This window comes from Vulcaniibacterium thermophilum (assembly GCF_007923255.1).
GTDB classification, from domain to species: Bacteria; Pseudomonadota; Gammaproteobacteria; order Xanthomonadales; family Xanthomonadaceae; genus Lysobacter_F; species Lysobacter_F thermophilum.
Window position 1 is genome coordinate 20,195 of record NZ_VOHJ01000010.1, and the last position, 22,344, is coordinate 42,538.

24 protein-coding genes are annotated in these 22,344 nt (G+C 66.5%); all 24 read left to right on the forward strand.

The features are described from left to right. Positions 1–26 precede the first annotated feature (26 nt). The 24 genes from rplL (at position 27) to rplF (ending at position 22,328) form a co-directional block, all read left to right on the forward strand. Positions 27–404 carry a 50S ribosomal protein L7/L12 gene (gene rplL, locus FQY64_RS05910; RefSeq protein ID WP_146472874.1) on the forward strand — a complete coding sequence of 126 codons (378 nt, stop codon included), beginning with the start codon at positions 27–29 and terminating at the stop codon, positions 402–404. A 349-nt stretch (positions 405–753) separates the two neighbouring features. Then, on the forward strand, positions 754–4,914 hold the full coding sequence (gene rpoB, locus FQY64_RS05915) for a DNA-directed RNA polymerase subunit beta (RefSeq protein ID WP_146472876.1): 4,161 nt from the start codon (positions 754–756) through the stop codon (positions 4,912–4,914). A 121-nt stretch (positions 4,915–5,035) separates the two neighbouring features. Further along, a complete protein-coding gene (gene rpoC / locus FQY64_RS05920; RefSeq protein WP_146472878.1) occupies positions 5,036–9,250 on the forward strand; it encodes a DNA-directed RNA polymerase subunit beta' in 4,215 nt (1,404 codons plus the stop codon). A 296-nt stretch (positions 9,251–9,546) separates the two neighbouring features. After that, positions 9,547–9,921, forward strand: coding sequence for a 30S ribosomal protein S12 (gene rpsL / locus FQY64_RS05925; RefSeq protein WP_146472880.1), 375 nt, complete (start codon positions 9,547–9,549; stop codon positions 9,919–9,921). A gap of 43 nt (positions 9,922–9,964) precedes the next feature. Then, on the forward strand, positions 9,965–10,432 hold the full coding sequence (gene rpsG, locus FQY64_RS05930) for a 30S ribosomal protein S7 (RefSeq protein ID WP_146472882.1): 468 nt from the start codon (positions 9,965–9,967) through the stop codon (positions 10,430–10,432). A 128-nt stretch (positions 10,433–10,560) separates the two neighbouring features. Next, on the forward strand, positions 10,561–12,651 hold the full coding sequence (gene fusA, locus FQY64_RS05935; protein WP_146472884.1) for an elongation factor G: 2,091 nt from the start codon (positions 10,561–10,563) through the stop codon (positions 12,649–12,651). Between the two features lie 34 nt (positions 12,652–12,685). After that, positions 12,686–13,876: an elongation factor Tu gene (gene tuf / locus FQY64_RS05940; protein ID WP_146472861.1), complete on the forward strand. Its 1,191-nt coding sequence runs from the start codon at positions 12,686–12,688 to the stop codon at positions 13,874–13,876. Between the two features lie 686 nt (positions 13,877–14,562). Further along, on the forward strand, positions 14,563–14,874 hold the full coding sequence (rpsJ, locus tag FQY64_RS05945; RefSeq protein WP_022968186.1) for a 30S ribosomal protein S10: 312 nt from the start codon (positions 14,563–14,565) through the stop codon (positions 14,872–14,874). 10 nt (positions 14,875–14,884) lie between these two features. Continuing rightward, on the forward strand, positions 14,885–15,541 hold the full coding sequence (gene rplC / locus FQY64_RS05950) for a 50S ribosomal protein L3 (protein WP_146472886.1): 657 nt from the start codon (positions 14,885–14,887) through the stop codon (positions 15,539–15,541). Positions 15,542–15,543: 2 nt separating this feature from the next. Beyond that, positions 15,544–16,149, forward strand: a complete 606-nt coding sequence (rplD, locus tag FQY64_RS05955; protein ID WP_146472888.1) for a 50S ribosomal protein L4 — start codon at positions 15,544–15,546, stop codon at positions 16,147–16,149. After that, on the forward strand, positions 16,146–16,442 hold the full coding sequence (gene rplW / locus FQY64_RS05960) for a 50S ribosomal protein L23 (RefSeq protein WP_146472890.1): 297 nt from the start codon (positions 16,146–16,148) through the stop codon (positions 16,440–16,442). Before rplD ends, rplW begins: the two co-directional genes overlap by 4 nt. A 10-nt stretch (positions 16,443–16,452) precedes the next feature. Beyond that, a complete protein-coding gene (gene rplB / locus FQY64_RS05965; RefSeq protein ID WP_146472892.1) occupies positions 16,453–17,280 on the forward strand; it encodes a 50S ribosomal protein L2 in 828 nt (275 codons plus the stop codon). A 6-nt stretch (positions 17,281–17,286) separates the two neighbouring features. Then, positions 17,287–17,556: a 30S ribosomal protein S19 gene (rpsS, locus tag FQY64_RS05970; RefSeq protein ID WP_146472894.1), complete on the forward strand. Its 270-nt coding sequence runs from the start codon at positions 17,287–17,289 to the stop codon at positions 17,554–17,556. Positions 17,557–17,568: 12 nt separating this feature from the next. Continuing rightward, complete coding sequence (rplV, locus tag FQY64_RS05975) at positions 17,569–17,904, forward strand: 50S ribosomal protein L22 (RefSeq protein ID WP_146472896.1); 336 nt, start codon at positions 17,569–17,571, stop codon at positions 17,902–17,904. Between the two features lie 13 nt (positions 17,905–17,917). Then, the gene (gene rpsC / locus FQY64_RS05980; RefSeq protein ID WP_146472898.1) at positions 17,918–18,670 is read left to right on the forward strand and encodes a 30S ribosomal protein S3; all 753 of its coding nucleotides are present in this window, start codon (positions 17,918–17,920) and stop codon (positions 18,668–18,670) included. A 6-nt stretch (positions 18,671–18,676) separates the two neighbouring features. Next, entirely contained in the window at positions 18,677–19,090 is a 414-nt protein-coding gene (gene rplP, locus FQY64_RS05985) for a 50S ribosomal protein L16 (protein ID WP_146472900.1), read from the forward strand. Beyond that, on the forward strand, positions 19,090–19,278 hold the full coding sequence (gene rpmC / locus FQY64_RS05990; protein WP_146472902.1) for a 50S ribosomal protein L29: 189 nt from the start codon (positions 19,090–19,092) through the stop codon (positions 19,276–19,278). The genes rplP and rpmC overlap by 1 nt, the downstream gene beginning before the upstream one ends. Before the next feature lie 9 nt (positions 19,279–19,287). Continuing rightward, on the forward strand, positions 19,288–19,554 hold the full coding sequence (rpsQ, locus tag FQY64_RS05995) for a 30S ribosomal protein S17 (RefSeq protein ID WP_146472904.1): 267 nt from the start codon (positions 19,288–19,290) through the stop codon (positions 19,552–19,554). Between the two features lie 15 nt (positions 19,555–19,569). Continuing rightward, positions 19,570–19,938 carry a 50S ribosomal protein L14 gene (gene rplN / locus FQY64_RS06000; RefSeq protein WP_146472906.1) on the forward strand — a complete coding sequence of 123 codons (369 nt, stop codon included), beginning with the start codon at positions 19,570–19,572 and terminating at the stop codon, positions 19,936–19,938. A gap of 137 nt (positions 19,939–20,075) precedes the next feature. Beyond that, complete coding sequence (rplX, locus tag FQY64_RS06005) at positions 20,076–20,390, forward strand: 50S ribosomal protein L24 (protein ID WP_146472908.1); 315 nt, start codon at positions 20,076–20,078, stop codon at positions 20,388–20,390. A 10-nt stretch (positions 20,391–20,400) separates the two neighbouring features. Further along, positions 20,401–20,940 (forward strand): 50S ribosomal protein L5, encoded by a 540-nt coding sequence (gene rplE / locus FQY64_RS06010; protein ID WP_146472910.1) that lies wholly within the window; start codon positions 20,401–20,403, stop codon positions 20,938–20,940. A gap of 16 nt (positions 20,941–20,956) precedes the next feature. After that, on the forward strand, positions 20,957–21,262 hold the full coding sequence (gene rpsN / locus FQY64_RS06015) for a 30S ribosomal protein S14 (protein WP_146472912.1): 306 nt from the start codon (positions 20,957–20,959) through the stop codon (positions 21,260–21,262). Positions 21,263–21,388: 126 nt separating this feature from the next. Beyond that, positions 21,389–21,787 (forward strand): 30S ribosomal protein S8, encoded by a 399-nt coding sequence (rpsH, locus tag FQY64_RS06020; protein WP_146472914.1) that lies wholly within the window; start codon positions 21,389–21,391, stop codon positions 21,785–21,787. A gap of 13 nt (positions 21,788–21,800) precedes the next feature. After that, entirely contained in the window at positions 21,801–22,328 is a 528-nt protein-coding gene (rplF, locus tag FQY64_RS06025) for a 50S ribosomal protein L6 (protein WP_146472916.1), read from the forward strand. The last annotated feature ends 16 nt before the right edge of the window (positions 22,329–22,344 follow it).

The window sequence follows — 22,344 nt, forward strand, 5'->3', positions numbered from 1 at the left end:
CATTTGAGATACCCGAGGTAAACACCATGTCCCTGTCCAACGAGCAGATCATCGAAGCGATCGCCAGCAAGACCCTCGTCGAGGTGATGGAGCTGGTGAAGGCGATGGAAGAGAAGTTCGGCGTGTCCGCGGCCGCTCCGGTCGCCGTCGCCGCCGCCCCGGCCGCCGGTGCGGCCGCCGCTCCGGCCGAAGAGCAGACCGAGTTCACGGTCACCCTGAAGTCGGCGGGCGAGAAGAAGGTCGAGGTCATCAAGGTGGTCCGCGCGATCACCGGCCTGGGCCTGAAGGAAGCCAAGGACCTCACCGAGGCCGGCGGCGTCGTGAAGGAAGGCGTGTCGAAGGACGACGCCGCGAAGATCAAGAAGGATCTCGAGGCGGCTGGCGCCACCGTCGAAGTGAAGTAAGCGTTACTTGCGTCGCCGTTCGTACAAGGCGACCACCGAAGGCTGGGGGTGCAAGCCCCCGGCCTTTGGCCGTTGTAAAGCCGGGAGCCGGGAATCGGGAATCGGGAATCGTCGAAGCGAACGGCAAAGGGCCTGCCTGCTTGCGACTCCCCATTCCCGATTCCCGGTTCCCGTCCACCGAGTTGACAGTCGGAAGTAGCGGGAGAGGGCGTGCTGGTGCCGGCAATACCAGCGACTTCCTACTGGCAATTTGATCTTCCCCCAAGGGCGTCGTGACGACGCGGCATCCACGAGCAGGCGGATGGCCGAGGCGGTTCCCGATACCCGGCTCTAGCGAGGCGGTAGCACCATGACCACAGCGACGAATTACTCGTTCACCGAAAAGAAGCGCGTCCGCAAGGATTTCGGCAAGCGCAAGTCGATCCTCGAGGTGCCTTACCTCCTGGCGATCCAGGTCGATTCCTACCGCGAGTTCCTGCAGCAGGACGTCGAGCCGGCCCAGCGCGAGGACAAGGGTCTGCACGCCGCGCTGAAGTCGGTCTTCCCGATCGTCAGCTACAGCGGCAACGCCGCGCTCGAATACGTCGGCTACAAGCTCGGCGAGCCGCCGTTCGACGAGCGCGAGTGCCGCAACCGCGGCCTGTCCTACGGCGCGCCGCTGCGCGTGACCGTGCGCCTGGTGATCTACGACCGCGAGTCGTCGAACAAGGCGATCAAGTACGTGAAGGAGCAAGAGGTCTACATGGGCGAGATCCCGCTCATGACCGAGAACGGCACCTTCATCGTCAACGGCACCGAGCGCGTCATCGTCTCCCAGCTGCACCGCTCGCCGGGCGTGTTCTTCGACCACGACCGCGGCAAGACCCACAGCTCGGGCAAGCTTCTGTACAGCGCCCGCATCATTCCCTACCGCGGCTCGTGGCTGGACTTCGAGTTCGACCCGAAGGATGCCGTGTTCTGCCGCATCGACCGCCGCCGCAAGCTGCCGGTGACGATCCTGCTGCGCGCGCTCGGCTACTCCAACGAGGAGATGCTGCGCCACTTCTTCGAGATCAACACCTTCCACATCCTGCCGGAAGGCGTGCAGCTCGAGCTGGTGCCGGAGCGCCTGCGCGGCGAGACGCTCAACTTCGACCTGGCCGACGGCGACCGCGTGATCGTCGAAGCCGGCAAGCGCATCACCGCGCGCCACGTCAAGCAGCTCGAGCAGTCGGGCATCGCCGCGCTGGCGGTGCCGGACGAGTACCTGCTCGGCCGCATCCTCGCGCACGACGTGGTCGACGCGAAGACCGGCGAGCTGTTGGCCAGCGCCAACGAGGAGATCAACGACGACCACCTGAAGGCTTTCCGCAAGGCCGGCGTGGCGTCGGTCGGCACGCTTTGGGTCAACGACCTCGACCGCGGTCCGTACATTTCCAACACGCTGCGCATCGATCCGACCAAAACCCAGCTCGAGGCGCTGGTCGAGATCTACCGCATGATGCGTCCGGGCGAGCCGCCGACCAAGGAAGCCGCGCTCAACCTGTTCCACAACCTGTTCTTCACCTTCGAGCGCTACGACCTGTCCGCGGTCGGCCGCATGAAGTTCAACCGCCGCCTCGGCCGCAAGGAGACCGAGGGCGCGCCGGTGCTGTACGACGCCAAGTACTTCCAGGACCGCAAGGACGACGAGTCGGTGCGCATGCGCGACATGTGCGGCGACAGCTCCGACATCCTCGACGTGATCCGCGTGCTGACCGAGATCCGCAACGGCCGCGGCGTGGTGGACGACATCGACCACCTCGGCAATCGCCGCGTGCGTTCGGTCGGCGAGATGGCCGAGAACGTGTTCCGCGTCGGCCTGGTGCGCGTGGAGCGCGCGGTCAAGGAGCGCCTGTCGATGGCCGAGTCCGAAGGGCTCACCCCGCAGGAGCTGATCAACGCCAAGCCGGTGGCGGCCGCGATCAAGGAGTTCTTCGGCTCCTCGCAGCTCTCGCAGTTCATGGACCAGAACAACCCGCTGTCGGAAGTGACGCACAAGCGTCGCGTCTCGGCGCTGGGTCCGGGCGGTCTGACCCGCGAGCGCGCCGGCTTCGAGGTGCGCGACGTGCACCCGACCCACTACGGCCGCGTCTGCACGATCGAAACGCCGGAAGGTCCGAACATCGGCCTGATCAACTCGCTGGCGGTGTTCGCCCGCACCAACCGCTACGGCTTCCTGGAGACGCCGTACCGCAAGGTGGTGGACGGCCGCGTCACCGACGAGGTCGAGTTCCTCTCGGCGATCGAGGAGAACGAGTACGTCATCGCCCAGGCCAACGTGCCGGTGGACGAGAAGGGCGCGATCACCGCGCAGTTCGTCGCCTGCCGCTACCAGGGCGAGTCGATGCTCAAGCCGCCGAGCGAGGTCCACTACATGGACGTCTCGCCGATGCAGACGGTGTCGGTCGCGGCCGCGCTGGTGCCGTTCCTCGAGCACGACGACGCCAACCGCGCGCTGATGGGCGCCAACATGCAGCGCCAGGCGGTGCCGACGCTGCGCGCGCAGAAGCCGCTGGTCGGCACCGGCATCGAGCGCGCGGTCGCCCGCGACTCGGGCGTGACCGTCAACGCCCGCCGCGGCGGCGTGATCGAGCAGGTCGACGCGGCGCGCATCGTGGTCAAGGCCAACGAGAGCGAGATCGAGGGCGAGACCGACGCCGGCGTCGACATCTACACGCTGGTCAAGTACACGCGCTCCAACCAGAACACCTGCATCAACCAGCGTCCGCTGGTGAAGGTGGGCGACGTGGTGGCGCGCGGCGACGTGCTGGCCGACGGTCCGTCGACCGACATCGGCGAGCTCGCGCTCGGCCAGAACATGCTGGTCGCGTTCATGCCGTGGAACGGCTACAACTTCGAGGACTCGATCCTGCTGTCCGAGCGGGTCGTCCAGGAAGACCGCTACACCACGATCCACATCGAGGAGCTGACCTGCGTCGCGCGCGACACCAAGCTCGGGCCGGAGGAGATCACCGCCGACATCCCGAACGTGTCCGAGCAGGCGCTCAACCGCCTCGACCAGTCGGGCGTGGTCTACATCGGCGCCGAGGTGCGCGCCGGCGACATCCTGGTCGGCAAGGTCACGCCGAAGGGCGAGACCCAGCTCACGCCGGAGGAGAAGCTGCTGCGCGCGATCTTCGGCGAGAAGGCGTCCGACGTGAAGGACAGCTCGCTGCGCGTGCCGCCGGGCATGGACGGCACCGTGATCGACGTGCAGGTGTTCACCCGCGACGGCATCGAGAAGGACGCCCGCGCGCGCCAGATCGAGGAGAGCGAGATCAAGCGCGTCAAGAAGGACTTCGACGACCAGTTCCGCATCCTCGAGGCGGCGATCTACGACCGCCTGCGCTCGCAGTTGATCGGCAAGGTGGCCAACGGCGGCGCCGGCCTGAAGAAGGGCGACGTCGTCACCAGCCTGGTGCTCGACAGCCTGCCGCGCAAGGAGTGGTTCAACCTGCGCATGAAGGACGAGGAGGCCGTGGAGGCCATCGAGCGCGCGCAGAAGCAGATCGAGGCGCACAAGGCGGAGTTCGAGAAGCGCTTCGCCGACAAGCGCGCCAAGATCACCGCGGGCGACGACCTCGCCCCGGGCGTGCTGAAGATGGTCAAGGTGTTCCTCGCGGTGAAGCGCCGCATCCAGCCGGGCGACAAGATGGCCGGCCGCCACGGCAACAAGGGCGTGGTGTCCAACATCGTCCCGGTCGAGGACATGCCGTACATGGCCAACGGCGAGACGGTGGACATCGTGCTCAACCCGCTGGGCGTGCCGAGCCGAATGAACATCGGCCAGATCCTCGAGACGCACCTGGGCTGGGCGGCCAAGGGCCTCGGCCAGAAGATCCAGCGCATGCTGGAAGCCAAGGCCAAGGTCGACGACCTGCGCGCGTTCCTCGACCAGATCTACAACCACGACCGCAAGCTGGTGGGCGAGCGCGTCGACCTGTCGCAGTTCTCCGACGAGGAGCTGCTGCGCCTGGCCGGCAACCTCACCGACGGCGTGCCGATGGCCACCCCGGTGTTCGACGGCGCGACCGAGGAGGAGATCAAGACGATGCTCAGGCTCGCCGATCTGCCCGAGAGCGGCCAGACCACGCTCTACGACGGTCGCACCGGCGAGGCGTTCGATCGTCCGGTCACGGTGGGCTACATGCACATGCTGAAGCTCAACCACCTGGTCGACGACAAGATGCACGCGCGTTCGACCGGCCCGTACTCGCTGGTCACCCAGCAGCCGCTGGGCGGCAAGGCGCAGTTCGGCGGCCAGCGCTTCGGCGAGATGGAAGTCTGGGCGCTGGAAGCCTACGGCGCGGCCTACACCCTGCAGGAGATGCTGACGGTGAAGTCCGACGACGTGCAGGGCCGCAACCAGATGTACAAGAACATCGTCGACGGCAATTACGAAATGGTCGCGGGCATGCCGGAGTCCTTCAACGTGCTGGTGAAGGAGATCCGCTCGCTGGCCATCAACATGGAGCTCGAGGAGCACTGAGGACGGGAATGGGGAATCGGGAAGCGGGAACCGTCAAAGGCGCGCAACGCCGGCGGTCCCGACCTGATTCCCCGCTCTCCACGATTCCCGATTCTCGATTCCCGATTCCCGGAGATTTCCAATGAAAGACCTGCTCAACCTCTTCAACCAGCAGCGGACGGTCATCGACTTCGACGCCATCAAGATCGGCCTGGCGTCGCCGGACCTGATCCGCTCGTGGTCGTACGGCGAGGTCAAGAAGCCCGAGACGATCAACTACCGCACGTTCAAGCCCGAGCGTGACGGCCTGTTCTGCGCCGCCATCTTCGGTCCGATCAAGGACTACGAGTGCCTGTGCGGCAAGTACAAGCGCATGAAGCACCGCGGCGTGGTGTGCGAGAAGTGCGGCACCGAGGTCACGCTGGCCAAGGTGCGCCGCGAGCGCATGGGCCACATCGAGCTGGCCTCGCCGGTCGCGCACATCTGGTTCCTGAAGTCGCTGCCGTCGCGCATCGGTCTGATGCTCGACATGACCCTGCGCGACATCGAGCGCATCCTGTACTTCGAAGCCTATGTCGTCACCGAGCCGGGCCTGACCCCGCTCGAGCGCGGCACCCTGCTCACCGAAGAGCAGTACATGCAGGCGCGTCAGGAGCACGGCGACGACTTCGAGGCCGCGATGGGCGCCGAGGCCGTCTACGAGCTGCTGCGCACGATCGACCTGCAGGCCGAGATGGTGCGCCTGAAGGAAGAGATCGCCGCCACCAACAGCGAGACCAAGCTCAAGCGCCTGACCAAGCGCATCAAGCTGGTCGAGGCCTTCCTCGACTCCGGCAACCGTCCGGAGTGGATGGTGATGACCGTGCTGCCGGTGCTGCCGCCGGACCTGCGTCCGCTGGTGCCGCTGGACGGCGGCCGCTTCGCGACTTCCGACCTCAACGACCTCTACCGTCGCGTCATCAACCGCAACAACCGCCTCAAGCGCCTGCTCGAGCTGAACGCGCCCGACATCATCGTGCGCAACGAAAAGCGCATGCTGCAGGAAGCGGTCGACGCGCTGATGGACAACGGCCGCCGCGGCCGCGCCATCACCGGCACCAACAAGCGCCCGCTCAAGTCGCTGGCCGACATGATCAAGGGCAAGCAGGGCCGCTTCCGCCAGAACCTGCTCGGCAAGCGCGTGGACTACTCCGGCCGCTCGGTGATCGTGGTCGGCCCGACCCTGCGACTGCACGAGTGCGGCCTGCCGAAGAAGATGGCGCTGGAACTGTTCAAGCCGTTCATCTTCTCCAAGCTGCAGCGCCTGGGCCTGGCCACCACCATCAAGGCGGCCAAGAAGCTGGTCGAGCGCGAAGACGCCGCGGTGTGGGACATCCTCGAAGAGGTGATCCGCGAGCATCCGGTGCTGCTGAACCGCGCGCCGACCCTGCACCGCCTCGGCATCCAGGCGTTCGAGCCGGTGCTGATCGAAGGCAAGGCGATCCAGTTGCACCCGCTGGTGTGCACCGCGTTCAACGCCGACTTCGACGGCGACCAGATGGCCGTGCACGTGCCGCTGTCGCTGGAAGCCCAGCTCGAAGCGCGCGCGCTGATGATGTCGACCAACAACATCCTCAGCCCGGCCAACGGCGAGCCGATCATCGTCCCGTCGCAGGACGTCGTGCTCGGCCTGTACTACATGACCCGCGCGCTCGAGAACAAGAAGGGCGAGGGCATGGTGTTCGCCAACGTCGCCGAAGTGAAGCGCGCTTACGACAACCGCGTCGTCGAGCTGCACGCCAAGGTCAAGGTGCGCATCACCGAGACGGTGATCGCCGAGGACGGCAGCCGCAGCGAGCAGACCCGCGTGGTCGACACCACGGTGGGCCGCGCGCTGCTGCGCGAGATCCTGCCCGACGGCCTGCCGTTCGCGCTGGTCAACACCGAGCTCAACAAGAAGGCCATCAGCCGCCTGATCAACTCCTGCTACCGCTCGCTCGGTCTGAAGGAGACGGTGATCTTCGCCGACCAGCTGATGTACACCGGCTTCGCCTACGCCACCCGCGCCGGCGTGTCGATCGGCATCGACGACATGATCATCCCGGAGGAGAAGAAGGAGATCCTGGGCGAGGCCGAGACCGAGGTGCTGGAGATCCAGCAGCAGTACCAGTCGGGCCTGGTCACCGCCGGCGAGCGCTACAACAAGGTGGTCGACATCTGGTCGCGCACCAACGAGCGCGTGGCCAAGGCGATGATGGACGCGATCGGCGTCGATCGCGTGCAGAACGCCAAGGGCGACACGGTCGAGCAAAAGTCGATGAACTCGATCTTCATCATGGCCGACTCCGGCGCGCGCGGTTCGCAGGCGCAGATCCGCCAGCTCGCCGGCATGCGCGGCCTGATGGCCAAGCCGGACGGCTCGATCATCGAAACGCCGATCACCGCGAACTTCCGCGAAGGCCTCAACGTCCTGCAGTACTTCATCTCCACCCACGGCGCCCGCAAGGGCCTGGCCGACACCGCGCTGAAGACGGCGAACTCGGGTTACCTGACCCGCCGTCTGGTCGACGTCGCCCAGGACGTGGTCGTCACCGAGCCGGACTGCGGCACGCACGCGGGCCTCACCATGACGCCGATCGTCGAAGGCGGCGACGTGGTCGAGCCGCTGCGCGACCGCGTGCTCGGCCGCATGGTGGCCGAGGACGTCTACCTGCCGGGCAACGACGAGGAGCCGATCGTCACCCGCAACACGCTGCTCGACGAGCAGTGGGTGCAGAAGCTCGAAGATGCGGGCGTGCAGGCGATCAAGGTCCGCTCGGCGATCACCTGCGAGACCGCGTTCGGCGTGTGCGCGTACTGCTACGGCCGCGACCTCGGCCGCGGCCACATCGTCAACCTCGGCGAGGCGGTGGGCGTGGTGGCCGCGCAGTCGATCGGCGAGCCGGGCACGCAGCTCACCATGCGCACGTTCCACATCGGTGGTGCGGCCTCGCGTGCGGCGGCGATCGACAACGTGACGGTCAAGACCACCGGCACGATCAAGTTCAACAACCTCAAGCACGTGCAGCACGCCAACGGCCATCTGGTCGCGGTGTCGCGCTCGGGCGAGCTGTCGGTCCTCGACGGCCACGGCCGCGAGCGCGAACGCTACAAGGTGCCGTACGGCGCGATGATCGCGGTCAAGGACGGCGACGAGGTCAAGGCCGGCCAGCAGATCGCCAACTGGGACCCGCACAACCACCCGATCGTGTCCGAAGTGGCCGGCTTCGTGCGCTTCATCGACTTCGTCGACGGCGTCACCGTCATCGAGAAGACCGACGAGCTCACCGGCCTGGCCTCGCGCGAGATCACCGATCCGAAGCGTCGCGGCTCCGCGGGCAAGGATCTGCGTCCGATCGTCCGCATCGTCGACAAGAACGGCAACGATCTCAGCATCCCCGGCACGGACCTGCCGGCGCAGTACCTGCTGCCGCCGCGCTCGATCGTCAACCTGCAGGACGGCGATGCGGTCGGCGTCGGCGACGTGGTCGCCAAGATCCCGCAGGAAGCGTCCAAGACGCGCGACATCACCGGCGGTCTGCCGCGCGTGGCCGACCTGTTCGAGGCGCGCAAGCCGAAGGATCCGGCGATCCTGGCCGAGCGCTCGGGCGTGGTCAGCTTCGGCAAGGACACCAAGGGCAAGCAGCGCCTGATCATCAAGGACGCCGACGGCGGCGAGCACGAGGAGCTGATCCCGAAGTACCGCCAAATCATCGTGTTCGAAGGCGAGCACGTGGAGAAGGGCGAAACCATCGTGGACGGCGAGCCGAACCCGCAGGACATCCTGCGCTTGCTCGGCGTCGAGCCGCTGGCGGCGTACCTGGTCAAGGAGATCCAGGACGTCTACCGCCTGCAGGGCGTGAAGATCAACGACAAGCACATCGAGGTGATCATTCGCCAGATGCTGCGCAAGGTCGAGATCACCGACGCCGGCGACACCCGCTTCCTGCAGGGCGAGCAGGTGGAGAAGCAGCGCGTGCTCGAGGAGAACGCCCGCGTGATGGCGCGCAACGAGATTCCGGCCAAGTACGAGCCGGTGCTGCTCGGCATCACCAAGGCGTCGCTCGCGACCGAGTCGTTCATCTCCGCCGCGTCGTTCCAGGAGACCACCCGAGTGCTCACCGAGGCGGCCGTGCGCGGCACCCGGGACACGCTGCGCGGTCTCAAGGAAAACGTCATCGTCGGCCGCCTGATCCCGGCCGGCACCGGTCTTGCGTACCATACGCAGCGCCGCCGCACCGCCTCGGGCCTGACCGAATCGGAGCTGGAAACGCTGACGGGCGGCGCCGAGACCGAAACCGCCACCGCCGATACCGGCGAGGAGTCGAGCGAGTCCTGAGCAATGCCTGAGCCGACGGCCCCCGCGCGGGCCGTCCAGAACCCGAAATGAGGCGGACGGATCCGCCTCGTGTTCGGTCCACCGGATGGACGGGGTATTCCGCGGAGGCCGCGCGCCGCCGCATGCCGGACTTCCGGCCGCCATCCGGGCAGACGCCCGGCAGGCGGTCGGACGCCCGGATTCGTGTTTGACGCCTGCCGTTAACGCGGGCTATACTTTTCCGTCTCGCTGGGCCGAAACGCCCGGCGTCCGTTTTTCCGCAAGGGCTCCGGCCCGAAACCAAGCAAAGCGAACGCATGGCAACCATCAACCAGCTGGTCCGCAAGCCCCGGCGGGCGGCCACCGAGAAGAGCGCCTCGCCGGCGCTGGCCAACTGCCCGCAGCGCCGCGGCGTCTGCACCCGCGTCTACACCACCACGCCGAAGAAGCCGAACTCGGCCCTGCGCAAGGTCGCCAAGGTGCGGCTGACCAACGGCTACGAGGTGATCTCCTACATCGGTGGCGAAGGCCACAACCTGCAGGAGCACTCGGTGGTGCTGATCCGCGGCGGCCGCGTCAAGGACCTGCCGGGTGTGCGCTACCACACCGTCCGCGGCTCGCTGGACGCCGCCGGCGTCGCCAAGCGTCGCCAAGGCCGTTCGAAGTACGGCGCCAAGCGTCCGAAGTCCTGATCGGCCGCCGGCCGCCCCGAATCACGAGTAACAGGTACGCACAATGTCGCGTAAAGGCTCTGCCCCGCAGCGCTCGGTCCTGCCGGATCCCAAGCACGGCAGCGAAACGATCGCGCGTTTCATCAACATGGTCATGAAGAGCGGCAAGAAGTCCGTCGCCGAGAAGATCGTCTACGGCGCGATGGACATCATTGCCGAGAAGAACGCCAATGCGCTCGAGCTGGTCGAGAAGGCGCTCGGCAACGTCGCTCCCGCGGTCGAGGTGAAGTCCCGCCGCGTCGGCGGCGCCACCTACCAGGTGCCGGTCGAAGTGCGCGCCACCCGCCGCACCGCGCTGGCGATGCGCTGGGTGATCGATTCCGCCCGCAAGCGTGGCGAGAACGGCATGCCGCGGAAGCTCGCCGCCGAACTGCTCGACGCCTCCGAGAACCGCGGTGGCGCGATCAAGAAGCGCGAGGAAACCCACCGCATGGCGGAAGCCAACAAGGCGTTCGCCCACTACCGCTGGTAACCGGCGGCTGACGCGGCCGCGGTCGCGTCCACTACGAAGCCGCGTCGGCCTTGCCGCACGGCGATCCGGATGCCGCCTCACGGGCGGCGTCCGGCCATCTGGAAACCGCAAACGAGACAGAGGATCCCGTGGCTCGCACCACTCCCATCGAGCGCTACCGCAACTTCGGCATCATGGCCCACATCGATGCCGGCAAGACCACCACGACGGAGCGCATCCTTTTCTACACCGGCGTCAACCACAAGCTTGGCGAGGTGCACGAGGGTGCCGCGACGATGGACTGGATGGAGCAGGAGCAGGAGCGCGGCATCACCATCACGTCCGCGGCCACGACCTGCTTCTGGCGTGGCATGGACCACAACTTCCCCGAGCACCGGTTCAACATCATCGACACGCCGGGCCACGTCGATTTCACCATCGAGGTGGAGCGCTCGCTGCGCGTGCTCGACGGTGCGGTGTTCGTGCTGTGCGCGGTCGGCGGCGTGCAGCCGCAGTCGGAAACCGTGTGGCGCCAGGCCAACAAGTACGGCGTGCCGCGGCTGGCGTTCGTCAACAAGATGGACCGCACCGGCGCCAACTTCGAGAAGGTCGTCGAACAACTGAAGTCGCGCCTGAACGCCTACCCGGTGCCGATGCAGGTGCCGATCGGCGCCGAGGACGCGTTCGAGGGCGTGATCGACCTGGTCAAGATGAAGGCGATCCATTGGGATCCGGCGTCGCAGGGCACCAAGTTCGAGTACCGCGACATCCCGGCGCATCTGCAGTCGAAGGCGGAAGAGGCGCGCAGCTTCATGGTCGAGGCCGCGGCCGAGGCCAACGAGACGCTGATGGACAAGTACCTCAACGACGGTGACCTGTCCGAAGCCGAGATCATCGCCGGCATCCGCGAGCGCACGATCAAGACCGAGATCGTGCCGGTGTTCTGCGGCACCGCGTTCAAGAACAAGGGCGTGCAGGCCATGCTCGACGCGGTGATCCAGTTGCTGCCGTCGCCGGCCGATCGTCCGCCGGTCAAGGGCATCGACGACAACGAGCAGGAAGCCGAGCGCCGGGCGTCGGACGACGAGCCGTTCTCCGCGCTCGCGTTCAAGATCATGACCGATCCGTTCGTGGGCTCGCTGACGTTCTTCCGCGTCTACTCGGGCGTGCTGAGCGCGGGCGACCAGGTCTACAACCCGGTCAAGCGCAAGAAGGAGCGCGTCGGCCGCATTCTGCAGATGCACGCCAACCAGCGCGACGAGATCAAGGAGGTCCGCGCCGGCGACATCGCCGCGGCGGTCGGTCTGAAGGACGTCACCACCGGCGACACGCTCTGCGCGCAGGACAAGGTCATCACGCTCGAGCGCATGACCTTCCCCGAGCCCGTCATCTCGATGGCGGTCGAGCCGAAGACAAAGTCGGACCAGGAAAAGATGGGCATGGCGCTGTCGCGCCTGGCGCAGGAAGACCCGTCGTTCCGCGTCCGCACCGACGAGGAGTCGGGCCAGACGATCATCTCCGGCATGGGCGAGCTGCACCTGGAGATCATCGTCGACCGCATGAAGCGCGAGTTCAACGTCGAGGCCAATGTCGGCAAGCCGCAGGTGGCCTATCGCGAGGCGATCCGCAAGGCGGTCAAGGTCGAAGGCAAGTTCGTGCGCCAGTCGGGCGGTAAGGGCCAGTACGGTCACGTCTGGATCGAGCTCGAACCGCAGGAGCGTGGCGCCGGCTACGTGTTCGAGAACGCGATCGTCGGTGGCGTGGTGCCGAAGGAGTACATCCCGGCGGTCGACAAGGGCATCCAGGAGGCGATGGCGAACGGCGTGATGGCCGGCTACCCGGTCGTCGACATCAAGGTGCGTCTGGTCGACGGCTCGTACCACGAGGTCGACTCGTCCGAAATGGCGTTCAAGATCGCCGGTTCGATGGCCTTCAAGGAAGGCTTCATGAAGGCCAGCCCGGTGCTGCTCGAGCCGATCATGAAGGTCGAAGTGGTCACGCCCGAGGATTACCTCGGCGACGTGATGGGCGACATCAGCCGTCGTCGTGGCATCCTGCAGGGCCAGGACGACAGCCCGTCGGGCAAGGTCATCAACGCGATGGTGCCGCTGGGCGAGATGTTCGGCTACGCGACCACGCTGCGCTCGATGTCGCAGGGCCGCGCCACCTTCACCATGGAATTCGACCACTACGCCGAGGCGCCGGCCAACATCGCCGAAGCGGTGATGAAGAAGAGCTGATCACTCCGACTTTCCGACTCTCGAGGACATTGCGATGGCAAAAGAAAAGTTCGAGCGCAAGAAGCCGCACGTGAACGTGGGCACGATCGGTCACGTGGACCACGGCAAGACGACGCTGACGGCGGCGCTGACGAAGGTGGGTGCCGAGCGTTTCGGCGGTGAGTTCAAGGCGTACGACCAGATCGACGCGGCGCCGGAAGAGAAGGCGCGCGGCATCACGATCTCGACGGCGCACGTGGAGTACGAGTCGCCGACCCGTCACTACGCGCACGTGGACTGCCCGGGTCACGCCGACTATGTGAAGAACATGATCACCGGTGCGGCGCAGATGGACGGCGCGATCCTGGTGGTGTCGGCGGCGGACGGCCCGATGCCGCAGACCCGCGAGCACATCCTGCTGGCGCGTCAGGTGGGCGTGCCGTACATCGTGGTCTTCCTGAACAAGGCGGACATGGTGGACGACGCCGAGCTGCTGGAGCTGGTGGAGATGGAGGTGCGTGAGCTGCTGTCGAAGTACGACTTCCCGGGCGACGACACCCCGATCATCAAGGGTTCGGCGCTGAAGGCGCTGGAAGGCGACCAGTCGGAGATCGGCGTGCCGGCGATCATCAAGCTGGTGGACGCGCTGGACACCTACATTCCGGAGCCGCAGCGCGCGATCGACAAGCCGTTCCTGATGCCGGTGGAGGACGTGTTCTCGATCTCCGGTCGCGGCACGGTGGTGACCGGCCGAATCGAGCGCGGCACGATCAAGGTGGGCGAGGAAGTCGAGATCGTCGGCATCCGCCCGACCACCAAGACCACGGTGACCGGCGTTGAGATGTTCCGCAAGCTGCTGGACCAGGGTCAGGCGGGCGACAACGCGGGTCTGCTGCTGCGCGGCACCAAGCGCGACGAAGTGGAGCGCGGCCAGGTGCTGGCGAAGCCGGGCACGATCACCCCGCACACCGACTTCGAGTGCGAGGTGTATGTGCTGTCGAAGGAGGAGGGCGGCCGTCACACGCCGTTCTTCAAGGGCTACCGTCCGCAGTTCTACTTCCGCACCACGGACGTGACCGGCGCGGTGACGCTGCCGGAGGGTGTGGAGATGGTGATGCCGGGCGACAACGTGAAGCTGTCGGTGTCGCTGATCAACCCGGTGGCGATGGAAGAGGGTCTGCGCTTTGCGATCCGCGAGGGCGGCCGCACGGTCGGCGCCGGCGTGGTGGCGAAGATCCTGAAGTGACGCAACCGCGCGCCTGCGCCCAGCGCAGGCGCCTTTGCGGATGCGTCATCCCGCGAAAGCGGGGATCCATGGACCAGGCGCCTTTGCGGTTGCGTCATACCGGCGCAAGCGGGATCCATGGCGCAGTGACGCGATCCCCGCGCAAGCGGGGATCCACCGCCAGTAGTGAGGCCATCCCCGCGCAAGCGGGATCCCGGCGGCAGCGGCACGCGGGCCCCGGCGCAAGCGGGGCCCTCAAGCGGGGCCCTCAAGCGGGGCACCGCCCCTGCGTGCGGCCCGGTATCCCGTCGGGACGCGGGCCGTCTGAACAGGGCAGGCTTCAGCCGGGGGGCAGTGCAGGTGAAGAACGCTTGCATCGCACCGCACGAACCCACTAGAATGCACGACCACCTGCGGCAATCCCTTCGGGGCGCCGCAAAACCAGCGAAATGAGGGGCAGGACGCGCCTCGTCTTCGCCAGACAGGGAACTGTCGCGCGGCCGCCGAGCCGCCCCGCGAGGGGCGCATCCGCTCGGATGGCGCGTCCGCGATTCTCCGTCTGGGCGGGCCGGTGATCACCGGCCTGCCTTGTTTTTCGACTCAGGGAAGGTGTCGGCGCCGCGAGGTGAGGCGTCGGGACCGCTCTTTCATTGGGGTTCGGCGCCTCGCGTCGTCGGGCCCGTCGCTCTTTCATCAAGGAAACCGTCATGGCGGACCAGAAGATCCGAATCCGGCTGAAGGCGTACGATCATCGTCTGATCGATCGCTCGGCCAGCGAGATCGTCGAGACGGCCAAGCGGACCGGCGCGCAGGTGCGCGGCCCGATCCCGCTGCCGACCAAGATCGAACGCTACACCGTCCTGGTGTCCCCGCACGTCGACAAGGACGCGCGCGACCAGTACGAGACCCGCACGCACAAGCGCGTGCTCGACATCGTCGACCCCAACGACAAGACCGTGGACGCGCTGATGAAGCTCGAGCTCGCGGCGGGCGTCGACGTCCAGATCAAGCTGACCTGAGGTTCCGGCCATGGCGACGAAGAAGCATTCGTTGGGCATCGTCGGCCGCAAGGCCGGCATGAGCCGGTTCTTCACCGAGGACGGCAAGTCCATCCCGGTGACGCTGATCGAGGCGACCCCGAACCGGATCACCCAGATCAAGACGGTCGACAGCGACGGCTACAGCGCGGTGCAGGTCACTGCCGGCGTCAAGCGCGCCTCGCTGCTGAACAAGCCGGAAGCCGGCCACCTGGCCAAAGCCAAGGTCGAAGCCGGTCGCGGCCTGTGGGAGTTCCGCGTCGCCGACGAGGCGATCGGCGACTTCCAGGTCGGCGGCGAGATCAAGGCCGACATCTTCCAGGTCGGTCAGAAGGTCGACGTGCAGGGCGTCAGCAAGGGCAAGGGTTTCCAGGGCACGATCAAGCGCTGGAACTTCACCATGGGTGACGCCAGCCACGGTAACTCGCTATCGCACCGTGCGCCGGGCTCGATCGGCCAGCGCCAGACGCCGGGCCGCGTGTTCCCGGGCAAGAAGATGGCCGGCCACATGGGTGCGGTCACGACCAGCGTGCAGAACCTCGAAGTGGTGCAGGTCGACGTCGAGCGCGGCCTGATCGCGGTCAAGGGCGCCGTTCCGGGCGCTCCGGGTGGCGACGTGGTCGTCCGTCCGGCGAGCAAGGGAGCATGACGATGGAACTCGCCATCACGGGTAGCAACAACAAGCTGACGGTGTCCGACGCCGTCTTCGGCCGCGAATTCAGCGAGCCGCTGGTGCACCAGGTCGTGGTCGCGTTCCGCAACGCGGCTCGCGCCGGCACCAAGGCGCAGAAGACGCGTTCGGAAGTCAACGGCACCACCAAGAAGTCGAAGCGCCAGAAGGGCGGCGGCGCGCGTCACGGCGCGCTGACCGCGCCGATCTTCGTCGGCGGCGGCGTGACCTTCGCGGCCAAGCCGCGCAGCTTCGCGCAGAAGGTCAACCGCAAGATGTACCGCGCGGCGATCGCGGCGATCCTGTCCGAGCTCAACCGCCAGGGCCGCATCACCGTGGTCGAGGCGTTCGACGTCGACGCGCCGAAGACCAAGGGCCTGGTCGCCAAGCTGAAGGACCTCGGCGTGGGTCAGCGTCCGCTGATCGTCACCGAGGACGCCACCGAGAACCTGTACCTCTCCGCGCGCAACCTGCCCTACGTGGAAGTGCGCGACGTGCAGGGCCTGGACCCGGTCGCGCTGGTCGGCGCCGACTCGGTCGTGATGACCACGGACGCGGTCAAGAAGATCGAGGAGTGGCTGGCATGAACGAGGCCAAGCTCTACAGCATCATCCGTGCGCCGCGCGTGTCCGAGAAGACTGCGCGCTTGCAGGAAGTGTCCAACCAGTACGTCTTCGAAGTCGCGACGGACGCCACCAAGGCCGACATCAAGCAGGCCGTGGAAAAGCTGTTCGACGTGACGGTCGAGGCCGTCAACGTGGTCAACGTGAGGGGCAAGAAGAAGTCCTTCCGCTTCCGCGAAGGTCGCCGCAGCGACTGGCGGAAGGCGTACGTGAAGCTGGCCGAAGGCCAGTCGATCGACGTGATGGCCAAGGCCTGAGGAGTCCGCCATGCCATTGATGACGTTCAAGCCGACCTCCCCCGGCCGCCGCAGCGCGGTCCGCGTGGTGACGCCGGGCCTGCACAAGGGTGAGCCGTACGCGCCGCTGGTCGAGAAGCAGACCAAGACCGGTGGTCGCAACCACTACGGCCGCATCACCACCCGCCACATCGGCGGTGGCCACAAGCACCACTACCGCATCATCGACTTCAAGCGCGACAAGGAAGGCATTCCGGCGCGCGTGGAGCGCATCGAGTACGACCCCAACCGCACCGCGCACATCGCGCTGCTGTGTTATGTGGACGGCGAGCGCCGCTACATCATCGCGCCGAAGGGCCTCAAGCCCGGCGACCAGGTGATCTCCGGCCGCGATGCCCCGATCCGCGTCGGCAACACGCTGCCGCTGGCGAACATCCCGGTGGGCTCGACCGTGCACTGCGTCGAGATGAAGCCCGGCAAGGGCGCCCAGCTCGCCCGCGCCGCCGGCGCCGGCGTGCAACTGGTCGCGCGCGAGCAGGGTTACGCCACGCTGCGCCTGCGCTCCGGCGAGATGCGCAAGGTGCCGGCCGAGTGCCGCGCCACCGTCGGCGAGGTCGGCAACGACGAGCACAACCTGGAGAAGCTCGGCAAGGCGGGCGCCAGCCGCTGGCGCGGCATCAAGCCGACCGTCCGCGGTGCGGCGATGAACCCGGTCGACCATCCGCACGGCGGTGGTGAAGGTCGCGCCGGTCAGGGCAATCCGCATCCGGTCACGCCGTGGGGCGTGCCGACCAAGGGTTACAAGACGCGCAAGAACAAGCGCACCCAGCAGTTCATCGTGCGCGATCGCAGGGGTTAATCGGCCATGGCACGTTCACTCAAGAAGGGCCCGTTCGTCGATCACCACCTCCTCAAGAAGGTGGAGACCGCGGGCAACAACAAGAAGCCGATCAAGACCTGGTCGCGTCGTTCCACGATCCTGCCGGAAATGATCGGGTTCACCATCGCCGTGCACAACGGCAAGACCCACGTTCCGGTGCTGGTCAACGAGAACATGGTCGGCCACAAGCTCGGCGAGTTCGCCATCACCCGGACCTTCAAGGGTCACGGCGGCGACAAGAAGTCCGGCAAGTAAGGAGAGATGACCATGGAAGCGAAAGCGATCCTGCGCACCGCGCGCATCTCCCCGCAGAAGGCCCGCCTGGTCGCCGACCAGGTGCGTGGCCTGCCGGTCGAACGCGCCGTCAACCTGCTGAAGTTCTCGGACAAGAAGGCCGCCCACCTGATCCGCAAGGTGGTCGAGTCGGCGATCGCCAATGCCGAGAACAACCAGGGTGCCGACATCGACGAACTGAAGGTCAAGACCATCATGGTCGACGAAGGTCCGACGCTGAAGCGCTTCATGGCGCGCGCGAAGGGCCGCGGCACCCGCATCCTCAAGCGCACCAGCCACATCACCGTGGTCGTGGGCGCGGGCAAGTAAGGCGGAGTAGACAATGGGTCATAAAGTTCATCCGACCGGAATCCGCCTGGGCATCGCCAAGGACTGGAATTCCAAGTGGTTCGCCAACAAGAAGCAGTACGCCGAGTACCTGGCCGCTGACCTCAAGGTCCGCGAGATGCTGCGCAAGAAGCTGGCGCAGGCCGGCATCTCGCGCATCTTCATCGAGCGTCCGGCGAACAACGCCCGCGTGACCATCCACACCGCCCGCCCGGGCGTGGTGATCGGCAAGCGCGGCGAGGACATCGAGAAGCTGCGCAAGGAGATCAGCGACATGATGGGCGTTCCGGCGCACATCAACGTCACCGAGGTCCGCAAGCCGGAGCTCGACGCCCAGCTGGTCGCCGAGTCGATCGCGCAGCAGCTCGAGCGTCGCATCATGTTCCGTCGTGCGATGAAGCGCGCGGTCGGCAACGCGATGCGCCTCGGCGCGCTCGGCATCAAGGTCAACGTCGCCGGCCGCCTGAACGGCGCCGAGATCGCGCGTTCGGAGTGGTATCGCGAAGGCCGCGTGCCGCTGCACACCCTGCGCGCCGACATCGACTACGGCTTCGCCGAGGCGCGCACCACCTACGGCGTGATCGGCATCAAGGTGTGGATCTACAAGGGCGAAGTCTTCGACTTCTCCCAGGTCGGCCAGGAAAAGCAGGACGACACGCCGCGCGCCGAGCGCGGTGAGCGTGGCGACCGCGGCGATCGTCGCGACCGCAGCGACCGTCCGTCGCGCCAGGCCCGTGAAGCGAGGTAATCGACCATGTTGCAACCCAAGCGAACCAAGTACCGCAAGGTACACAAGGGCCGCAACGAAGGCCTGAGCTGGAGCGGCAATGCCGTCAGCTTCGGCGAGTACGGTCTGAAGGCCACCTCGCACGGCCGCCTGACCGCCCGCCAGATCGAGGCCGCGCGTCGCGCCATCAGCCGCTACGTCAAGCGTGGCGGCAAGATGTGGATCCGCGTGTTCCCCGACAAGCCGATCACCCAGAAGCCGATCGAAGTCCGAATGGGCTCCGGTAAGGGCAACGTGGAGTACTGGGTCGCCCAGATCCAGCCCGGCCGCATGATCTACGAGATCGAGGGCGTCAGCGAGGAAGTCGCGCGCGAGGCGTTCCGCCTGGCCGCCGCCAAGCTGTCGGTGACCACCCAATTCGTGACCCGGACGGTGCGCTAATGGAACTGAAGCAACTGCGCGAAAAGTCGGCCGAAGAGCTCAAGGCCCACCTGGTCGAGCTGCGCAAGGAGCAGTTCTCGCTGCGCATGCAGCAGGCCACCGGTCAGCTCGCCAAGACCCACGAAGTCCGCCGGGTGCGCCGCGAGATCGCGCGCGTGAACATGCTGCTCGGCGCGAAGACGAAGTAAGGATCCGCCATGACCGAGAACACTGAAACCAAGCGGCGCACGGTCGAAGGCCGGGTCGTCAGCAACAAGATGGACAAGACGGTGACCGTGCTGGTCGAGCGTCTGGTCAAGCATCCGCTGTACGGCAAGTACATCAAGCGCTCGACCAAGCTGCACGCCCATGACGCCGACAACGCCTGCAACGAGGGCGATGTCGTCCGCGTCGTCGAGTGCGCGCCGCTGTCCAAGACCAAGAACTGGCGGGTGGTGGAGATCGTCACCCGCGCCGGCGAGTAAGCGAGGAGCACGACCATGATCCAGATGCAAAGCTACCTCGACGTGGCCGACAACTCCGGTGCCAAGGAAGTGATGTGCATCAAGGTGCTCGGCGGCTCCAAGCGCCGCTATGCGGGCATCGGCGACATCATCAAGGTCACCGTGAAGGACGCCATTCCGCGCGGCAAGGTCAAGAAGGGCGACGTTTACGACGCCGTCGTGGTGCGCACCCGCAAGGGCGTGCGCCGTCCGGACGGTTCGCTGATCCGCTTCGACGCCAATGCTGCCGTGCTGCTCAACAACAAGCATGAGCCGATCGGCACCCGCATCTTCGGGCCCGTGACCCGCGAGCTGCGCTCCGAGAAGTTCATGAAGATCGTCTCGCTCGCGCCCGAAGTGCTCTGAGCGGGTGAGCTGAGGCACGCTTGGCGCGGCACTGCCGCGCCGCCTCGGCGAACGCCCGGCCAGGATGGCCGGGCCGGACGATCCGAAGGTGACGAGGTCGCGCCATGGACGGCAGTTCGCTCACAGAGAGAAGAGTCATGAACCGAATCAAGAAGGGCGACCAGGTGGTCGTCATCGCCGGCAAGGACAAGGGCAAGAAGGGCGAGGTCGTGCGCGTGGCCGGCGACAAGGTCGTCGTGTCCAACGTCAACGTCGTCAAGCGCCATACCAAGCCCAATCCGCAGGCCGGTCAGCCCGGCGGCGTGATCGAGCGTGAGGCGCCGATCCACATTTCCAACGTGATGCTGTTCAACCCGGCCACCGGCAAGGGCGAACGCGTCGGATTCAAGGTGCTGGAGGATGGACGCAAACTGCGTGTGTTCCGCTCCAGCGGTGAGGCGGTCGACGCCTGAGGAACCCGAAATGACCCGGCTTGAAGAGTTCTACAAGAAGGAAGTGGTGCCGGCGCTGACCGCGCGGTTCGGATACAAGAACCCGATGGAAGTGCCGCGCCTGGTCAAGATCACGCTCAACATGGGCGTGGGCGAGGCCGCGAGCAACAAGAAGGTGCTCGAGAATGCGGTCGCCGACATGACCAAGATCGCCGGCCAGAAGCCGGTGGTGACGAAGGCGCGCGTGTCGGTGGCGTCGTTCAAGATCCGCGACGGCTGGCCGATCGGCTGCAAGGTCACGCTGCGCCGCGACCGGATGTACGAGTTCCTCGATCGCCTGGTCAACATCGCGCTGCCGCGCGTGCGCGACTTCCGCGGCGTGTCGGGCCGGGCGTTCGACGGCCGCGGCAACTACAACATGGGCATCAAGGAGCAGATCATCTTCCCGGAGATCGATTTCGATCAGGTGGATGCGCTGCGCGGCATGGACATCGCCATCACCACCACCGCCAAGACCGACGCCGAAGCCAAGGCGCTGCTCGAGGCGTTCCGCTTCCCGTTCCGCAACTGAGGCTCGAGGACCAACCATGGCCAAGACTTCGATGGTGAACCGCGAGATCAAGCGGGCCAAGCTGGCGAAGCGTTACGCCGCCAAGCGCGAGGCGCTCAAGCAGGTGCTGAAGAGCGCGACCGCGTCGTACGAGGAGAAGATGGAAGCGTCGGCCAAGCTGCAGAAGCTGCCGCGCGATTCCTCGCCGATCCGCCAGCGCAACCGGTGCGCCCTGTCCGGGCGTCCGCGCGGCGTGTACCGCAAGTTCGGCCTCGGCCGCAACATGCTGCGCGCCGCCACCATGCGCGGCGACGTGCCGGGCCTGCGCAAGGCGAGCTGGTAACAACGTGGGAATCCGGGAATCGGGTGAGGGAAGCGCAAGCGACACCGCGGCCCCTTTCCGATTCCCGTTCCCGATTCTCGATTCCCGCATACCGCGGATATCGGTGCTTCTCATCAGGAACCATCCATGAGCATGACTGATCCCATCGCCGACATGCTGGTCCGCATCAAGAATGCGGCGGCCGTCGGCAAGCCCAGCGTCACGCTGCCGTCCTCCAAGGTGAAGGTGGCGATCGCCTCCGTGCTGAAGGACGAGGGCTACATCCAGGACTACCGCGTCGACGAGGTCGGCGCCGGCAAGACCGAGCTCACGATCGCGCTGAAGTACTACGAAGGCCGGCCGGTGATCGAGCGGCTGGAGCGCTACTCGCGCTCGGGCCGTCGCCAGTATCGCGGCAAGGACGCGCTGCCCAAGGTCCTCGGCGGCCTGGGCGTGGCGATCGTTTCCACCTCCAAGGGCATCATGACCGATGCGCGCGCACGCCAGCTTGGCGTGGGCGGCGAGGTCCTGTGCCTGGTGGCCTAAGGGAGGACCGTCCATGTCCCGAGTTGCCAAGAAGCCGGTCGCCCTCCCGAAGGGCGTCGAAGTGTCCGTCCAGGACGAGAGCATCACCGTCAAGGGCCCGAAGGGCACCCTGACCCAGGCCAAGCCCGCCGCCATCACGCTGAAGCTCGACAACGGCACCGCCCTGTTCGAGACGCAGGACGAGGCGCTGGTGCCGCTGACCGGCACGCTGCGCGCGATCCTCGCCAACATGGTCGAGGGCGTGTCCAAGGGTTTCGAGCGCAAGCTCGAGCTGGTCGGCGTCGGTTACCGTGCCGCCATGCAGGGCAAGGATCTGAGCCTGTCGCTCGGCTTCTCCCACCCGGTCGTGTTCAAGGCGCCGGAGGGCATCACGCTCGCCACGCCGACCCAGACCGAGATCGTGGTGCAGGGCGCCGACAAGCAGCGCGTCGGTGAGGTGGCGGCCAAGATCCGCGCCTTCCGTCCGCCGGAACCCTACAAGGGCAAGGGCGTGAAGTACGCCGGCGAGAACATCATCCGTAAGGAAGCGAAGAAGGCGTAATGCGGGCCGGTCCGGA